Here is a 4,815-nt window from a genome sequence, read left to right as displayed (position 1 = left end):
CCTGGCCTCCGTGACGGCCACCGAGCTACGGGCACGCGCGCGTGCCCGTAGCTCGGTGGCCGTCACGGAGGCCAGGACCAGCAGGGCGGCGCACACCGGGACCGGCCACGGCAGCGCGGTCCCGTGTATCGCCACCAGCACGATCAGGGCGGGGGCGGAGAACCGTACGGCCTCGGGGCGCCACAGCCACCAGACGACCTGGAGCGGCAGCAGTGCGACCAGGTCCGGGGGCAGATCGGTCGTCGCCAGCAGGCCGAAGGCGGCCGGCACGGCGCACCAGACGGCCAGCTCGACGGCCCAGTGGCGCGGCCGGACCGGCACCCACCGTGGGACCACCGCACCGGCCCACGCGCGCGCGTGCTCCCCGTTCCAGTCCACGCACCCCTCGGGTATCGCGGAAAGGGGTAGCGGCGACGACTCCCGGACGTTCGTGGTCATGACATCCCAGAGAGGTGTGAGTGGGGAGGTGTGAATACGAGTGATCCAAGTGCCGGCGGTGCGACTGCGGGCGGCGCCCGTCCCGTCAGCCCGTCGCCAGCAGGATCGCCAGGAGTACGGCACCGGCGACCACCGGCGCGATCACCTCGTACGCCCAGCGCACGGTGACCTCGCCTTGTGCCGACTCCGCCTGCTCCCTGGTCTCCAGCAGTTCGCGCAGGTCGGTCATGATCTGGTCGGACTCCGCGCGCGTGGGCCCGGCCGACATGGCGCCGCCCCGCATGCCGCTGCCCGCACCCATGCCGCCGCCGAACCCGCCGAGCCCGCCGCCGAAGCCCAGCGCGCCGGACCTGCCGCCGCGCTGCGCGCCCGCCGCCTCCGCCGCGGCCTTCGCCTCGCGGCGTGCCGCCTTCTTGCGCGCCCGCAGCGAGACCGGCACGGACCACAGCTGGAACTTGGCGCCCGCCTTCGTGACGACCTCGTTCGAGAACCCGGACCGCAGGCTGGCGATCTCGCCCCACGGCAGCACGACGACCCGGAACGGGTTGCGGACGCGCAGCCGGTCCGGGCCCGCGTACACCGCCGGGCGGAGCGTGAACGCGGCGATCGCCGGGACGACGAGGATCAGGCCGGCGAGCGCGAGCCACGGGGTGCGGCCGTGGCCGGACACCAGGGCGTCGATGCCGAGCCAGCAGGCGATGGCCAGCAGCAGGACACCGCCGATGAGGCCCGCGGGTGAGCGGTAGATCCGGTCTTTGAGCTCGGGGGGCGGGGTCGTCATGATGCCGATTGTGCCTCAGGGGTGCGGCTGCTCGCCGGTGGGGCTGTGTGCGTTCGCGACTGCGGGTGCGCTGTGGCTGGTCGCGCCCACGCGGCGGAGCCGCACATAGATACAGCCCCGCGCCCCTCAGGTGGGACCACTTGCCCGGGGTGTACAGCTGCTACGCGCGTAGATATGCTCGGGTGGTGACCATGCCCACCACTGCACCCACAGCACACGCTCTCGGCGACGTCACCGCGTCCGACAGCACGCTGCGCCGTTTCCTCCACGGGCTGCCCGGCGTCGACGCGGTCGGCCTGGAGGCGCGTGCCGCCTCGCTCGGGACCCGTTCCATCAAGACCACCGCGAAGGCGTACGCCATCGACCTCGCCATCTCGATGGTCGACCTGACGACGCTGGAAGGCGCGGACACCCCCGGCAAGGTCCGGGCGCTCGGCGCCAAGGCGGTCCGCCCCGACCCGACCGACCGCACGAGCCCCTCGACCGCGGCCGTCTGTGTCTATCCCGACATGGTGGCCACCGCGAAGGAGGCCGTCGCCGGTTCCTCCGTGAAGGTCGCCTCCGTCGCCACCGCCTTCCCGGCCGGCCGTGCCGCACTCGACGTGAAGCTCGCCGACGTGCGCGACGCGGTCGCCGCGGGCGCCGACGAGATCGACATGGTCATCGACCGCGGGGCGTTCCTCGCGGGCAACTACATGAAGGTGTACGACGAGATCGTCGCCGTGAAGGAGGCCTCGGGCGCCGCCCGCCTGAAGGTCATCTTCGAGACCGGCGAGCTGTCGACGTACGACAACATCCGCCGCGCCAGCTGGCTCGGCATGCTGGCCGGCGCGGACTTCATCAAGACGTCGACGGGCAAGGTCGCCGTCAACGCCACACCCGCGAACACCCTGTTGATGCTGGAGGCGGTCCGCGACTTCCGCGCCCAGACCGGCATCCAGGTCGGCGTGAAGCCCGCGGGCGGTATCCGCACCTCCAAGGACGCCGTCAAGTTCCTGGTCATCGTCAACGAGACGGCGGGCGAGGACTGGCTGGACAACCACTGGTTCCGCTTCGGCGCGTCCTCGCTCCTGAACGACCTGCTGATGCAGCGTCAGAAGCTGGCCACCGGCCGCTACTCCGGCCCCGACTACGTGACGGTGGACTGATCCACATGGCATCCGCATTTGAGTACGCACCGGCGCCCGAGTCCCGCTCGGTCGTCGACATCGCGCCTTCCTACGGCCTGTTCATCGACGGCGAGTTCACCGAGGCGGCCGACGGCAAGGTCTTCAAGACCGTCAGCCCCAGCACGGAGGAAGTCCTCTCCGAGATCGCCCAGGCGGGCGAGGCGGACGTCGACCGCGCGGTGAACGCCGCCCGCAAGGCCTTCGAGAAGTGGTCGGCGCTGCCCGGCTCCGAGCGCGCGAAGTACCTGTTCCGCATCGCCCGGATCATCCAGGAGCGCAGCCGCGAACTGGCCGTCCTGGAAACCCTGGACAACGGCAAGCCCATCAAGGAGACCCGCGACGCCGACCTCCCCCTGGTCGCCGCGCACTTCTTCTACTACGCGGGCTGGGCGGACAAGCTGGAGCACGCCGGCTTCGGGGCGAACTCGCGGCCGCTCGGTGTCGCGGGCCAGGTCATCCCCTGGAACTTCCCGCTCCTGATGCTGGCGTGGAAGATCGCCCCGGCCCTCGCCACCGGCAACACGGTCGTGTTGAAGCCCGCGGAGACGACTCCCCTCTCCGCCCTCTTCTTCGCGGACATCTGCCGCCAGGCCGGCCTCCCCAAGGGTGTCGTCAACATCCTTCCGGGATACGGCGATGCGGGCGCCGCGCTCGTCGCGCACCCGGACGTCGACAAGGTCGCCTTCACCGGCTCCACGGCCGTCGGCAAGGAGATCGCGCGGACGGTCGCGGGCACCCGCAAGAAGGTCACCCTCGAACTCGGCGGCAAGGGCGCGAACATCGTCTTCGACGACGCCGCCATCGACCAGGCGGTGGAGGGGATCGTCACCGGCATCTTCTTCAACCAGGGCCAGGTCTGCTGCGCGGGCAGCCGCCTGCTCGTCCAAGAGTCCATCCAGGACGAGCTGTTGGACTCCCTGAAGCGCAGGCTCTCCACGCTCCGCCTCGGCGACCCGCTCGACAAGAACACGGACATCGGCGCGATCAACTCCGCCGAGCAGCTCTCGCGGATCACCACGCTCGTCGAACAGGGCGAGGCGGAGGGCGCCGAGCGCTGGTCCCCGTCCTGCGAACTCCCGTCCTCCGGCTACTGGTTCGCCCCGACGCTCTTCACGAACGTCACCCAGGCGCACACCATCGCCCGCGACGAGATCTTCGGCCCGGTGCTGTCGGTGCTGACCTTCCGTACGCCCGAGGAGGCGGTCGCGAAGGCCAACAACACGCAGTACGGCCTCTCCGCCGGCATCTGGACGGAGAAGGGCTCCCGCATCCTGGCCGTCGCCAACAAGCTGCGCGCGGGCGTCGTTTGGTCCAACACGTTCAACAAGTTCGACCCAACCTCGCCATTCGGCGGCTACAAGGAGTCGGGCTTCGGCCGCGAGGGCGGTCGCCACGGCCTGGAGGCGTACCTCGATGTCTGACCGCACCAACGAACGTCTCAGCGTCTTCAAGACCTACAAGCTGTACGTGGGCGGGAAGTTCCCGCGTTCCGAGAGCGGCCGGGTGTACGAGGTGACCGACTCAAAGGGCAGGTGGCTCGCGAACGCACCGCAGTCCTCCCGCAAGGACGCCCGCGACGCGGTCGTAGCCGCCCGCAAGGCGTTCGGCGGCTGGTCCGGCGCGACGGCGTACAACCGGGGCCAGATCCTCTACCGCATCGCCGAGATGCTGGAGGGCCGCAAGGACCAGTTCACGCGTGAAGTCGCGGACGCGGAGGGCCTGTCGAAGGCCAAGGCGGCCGCCGTGGTCGACGCGGCGATCGACCGCTGGGTCTGGTACGCGGGCTGGACGGACAAGATCGCGCAGGTGGTCGGAGGCGCGAACCCGGTAGCGGGCCCGTACTTCAACCTGTCGTCCCCCGAGCCGACGGGTGTCGTCACCGTCCTGGCCCCCCAGGAATCATCGTTCCTGGGCCTGATCTCGGTCATCGCCCCGGTGATCGCGACCGGCAACACGGTCGTCGTCATCGCGAGCGAGAACTCCCCGCTCCCCGCCCTGTCCTTGGGCGAGGTCCTGGCCACCTCCGACCTCCCCGGCGGAGTCGTCAACATCCTCTCCGGCAAGACGGCGGAGATCGCGGCGCCCCTGGCCGCCCACCAGGACGTCAACGCGATCGACCTCGCGGGCGCGGACGAAGCACTGGCGAAGGAGCTGGAAATCGCAGCGGCCGACAACCTCAAGCGAGTCCTCCGTCCACAGCCTGTGGATTACGCGGAGACCCCGGGCACGGAGCGCCTGACGGCTTTCCTGGAGACGAAAACGGTCTGGCACCCCACAGGTTCACTGGGAGCAGGCGGCTCCTCGTACTGAGCGGCCGAAGGCACGCTCTTCAGGGGCGCGGGGCGGTGTTGGATCTGCGGCTCCGCCGCGTGGGCGCGACCAGCCACGACGGACGCGCACCCGGCAACAAGTCCGCAGTTCCCCGAC

4 protein-coding genes and 1 pseudogene are annotated in these 4,815 nt (G+C 70.5%); 3 read left to right on the top strand and 2 right to left on the bottom strand.

Features of this window, described 5'->3' with window-relative positions:
- Positions 1–438 (bottom strand): annotated as a pseudogene (locus tag AC31A1_RS46920) (hypothetical protein); the annotation flags it as partial.
- An 85-nt stretch (positions 439–523) separates the two neighbouring features.
- Entirely contained in the window at positions 524–1,219 is a 696-nt protein-coding gene (locus AC31A1_RS46915) for a PH domain-containing protein (RefSeq protein ID WP_489659179.1), read from the bottom strand.
- Positions 1,220–1,410: 191 nt separating this feature from the next.
- Between AC31A1_RS46915 and deoC the strand changes: the two genes are divergently transcribed.
- Genes deoC through AC31A1_RS46900 form a run of 3 tightly spaced genes read left to right on the top strand, consistent with a single transcriptional unit; the run spans position 1,411 to position 4,698 of the window.
- The gene (deoC, locus tag AC31A1_RS46910) at positions 1,411–2,367 is read left to right on the top strand and encodes a deoxyribose-phosphate aldolase (protein WP_489659178.1); all 957 of its coding nucleotides are present in this window, start codon (positions 1,411–1,413) and stop codon (positions 2,365–2,367) included.
- 5 nt (positions 2,368–2,372) lie between these two features.
- On the top strand, positions 2,373–3,809 hold the full coding sequence (locus tag AC31A1_RS46905; protein ID WP_489659177.1) for an aldehyde dehydrogenase family protein: 1,437 nt from the start codon (positions 2,373–2,375) through the stop codon (positions 3,807–3,809).
- Complete coding sequence (locus AC31A1_RS46900) at positions 3,802–4,698, top strand: aldehyde dehydrogenase family protein (RefSeq protein WP_489659176.1); 897 nt, start codon at positions 3,802–3,804, stop codon at positions 4,696–4,698. Before AC31A1_RS46905 ends, AC31A1_RS46900 begins: the two co-directional genes overlap by 8 nt.
- Positions 4,699–4,815: the final 117 nt, after the last annotated feature.

Source organism: Streptomyces sp. P5F9 (genome assembly GCF_057961495.1).
This window is presented reverse-complemented; position numbering and strand designations above follow the sequence as displayed.

What these genes read in the sequence shown, in the direction of transcription:
- AC31A1_RS46915 (WP_489659179.1), bottom strand. Translation starts at nt 1,219, where the DNA reads ATGACGACCCCGCCCCCCGAGCTCAAAGACCGGATCTACCGCTCACCC.
- deoC (WP_489659178.1), top strand. Translation starts at nt 1,411, where the DNA reads ATGCCCACCACTGCACCCACAGCACACGCTCTCGGCGACGTCACCGCG.
- AC31A1_RS46905 (WP_489659177.1), top strand. Translation starts at nt 2,373, where the DNA reads ATGGCATCCGCATTTGAGTACGCACCGGCGCCCGAGTCCCGCTCGGTC.
- AC31A1_RS46900 (WP_489659176.1), top strand. Translation starts at nt 3,802, where the DNA reads ATGTCTGACCGCACCAACGAACGTCTCAGCGTCTTCAAGACCTACAAG.